At 36.2% G+C, this 318-nt stretch carries 1 tRNA gene and 1 rRNA gene; both read left to right on the top strand.

Annotated features, from left to right (window positions below):
* Window positions 1-93, top strand: a 5S ribosomal RNA gene (gene rrf / locus BHW04_RS01175); the annotation flags it as partial.
* A gap of 5 nt (window positions 94-98) precedes the next feature.
* Window positions 99-174 (top strand) — tRNA-Lys (locus BHW04_RS01170).
* The last annotated feature ends 144 nt before the right edge of the window (window positions 175-318 follow it).

The raw sequence follows: 318 nt of genomic DNA, 5'->3' as shown, positions 1-318 counted from the left end.
ACACTCCTTCCCATTCCGAACAGGAAAGTTAAGCTCTACAGCGTCGATGGTACTGCACGGGGGACTGTGTGGGAGAGTAGAACGTTGCCAGGTAATATGCATCATTAGCTCAGTTGGTAGAGCACCTGACTCTTAATCAGGGTGTCCCGGGTTCGATCCCCTGATGATGCACCATAAATCCTAAACATTTTGTTTAGGATTTTTTTGGTTTTAAGAAAGAAAGTTTTTATATTGAGTAATATTTCTTTCTTAAATTATTGAATTTTATTTTTTTATAACCCGCATAAAATAAAGGTTTTTAGAGAATTATATAATATA

This window comes from Clostridium sp. 29_15, assembly GCF_001916075.1.
In the GTDB taxonomy this organism is placed as follows: Bacteria; Bacillota; Clostridia; order Clostridiales; family Clostridiaceae; genus Clostridium; species Clostridium lentum.
The sequence above is the reverse complement of the archived record's forward strand: the minus strand, read 5'-3'. Positions and strand labels throughout refer to the sequence as shown.